The following is a 951-nucleotide window of genomic DNA, read 5'->3' as shown; positions in this document are numbered from 1 at the left end:
GGTGACGGTGCCGTCATTGTCATCGACCGGCAGAACGAGCGGGTGCTGAAGCTGCCCCAGACGGCGACGGAAGCTACGGTCCTGCCCTACGTGATAGGTCGTCCGGACTACGTTGCTGTCGACACCGAGGGCAACGTGTACGTGACCGACACCCGAGGCAATCGGGTCCTGCAGCTGATCAAGGAGTCGAGCTCGGTAATCACGTTGCCGTTCAACGGTCTCAACGACCCACACGACGTCGCGGTCGATGCCGCGGGCAATGTATACGTCGCCGACGCGGGTAACAACCGGGTGCTGAAACTCCCCCGGCGCTGACCCTTCGGCGTCCGGCGCCGAGCTGATCGAGCATGCGACCGACGTCCGAAAATCCTTGTGCACCAGCGACTTTCCATCATCGCGATAGCGGCAGGAAGCGACACCTGCCTAATCGCTAGTGCAGCCGTGGGGCTCCGGCGAAGTGCCGCTTGCGGAACGACTTGGTCGGCTCGGTACGGCCGTGCTTCGTGGCAGACGCCACCACACCTCCTCGTCCAGGTAGCTATGTCCCGACACTGTGAAGTAACAGAGCGATCAGCGGTAGTCACTCGCGGACTCATGAGCCGGGCAGGGACTCGTTGAAAGCTGGTTTGCGTTAGGCCTCTGGTTCCAGAGGCCTCCCCAAGTGGTATCCCAAGCGCATTTCGTAGTCACCGGGCTGATTGCGTCCGGCCTCCATCGCCGCAGCAAGTCGGCGTTGAGATCCTGGCCATCGGAACGACGCCAGGTAGATGTCGAGCGAGGACTTGATGTCGTCCGGCGACGGCAACGTATACCGATTGATCTGCTGCTTGACTGCCGCAATGGATTCCTTGTCGTATGACGCGATCCGACGCGTTGATCACGCTCATCGAAATTCCTCAGGTGTGCCCGCTGAAAGTCCTCACCTGTGAGCAGGGCTCAGTGTAGTTGGTG

1 protein-coding gene is annotated in these 951 nt (G+C 61.1%); it reads left to right on the top strand.

What is annotated here, in order from left to right; genetic code table 11:
* Window positions 1-315: NHL repeat-containing protein (locus tag BST27_RS30590; RefSeq protein WP_487246511.1), on the top strand; the 315-nt coding region annotated here is incomplete at its 5' end.
* Window positions 316-951: the final 636 nt, after the last annotated feature.

It is taken from the genome of Mycobacterium intermedium, assembly GCF_002086275.1.
Taxonomy (GTDB): domain Bacteria; phylum Actinomycetota; class Actinomycetes; order Mycobacteriales; family Mycobacteriaceae; genus Mycobacterium; species Mycobacterium intermedium.
This window is presented reverse-complemented; position numbering and strand designations above follow the sequence as displayed.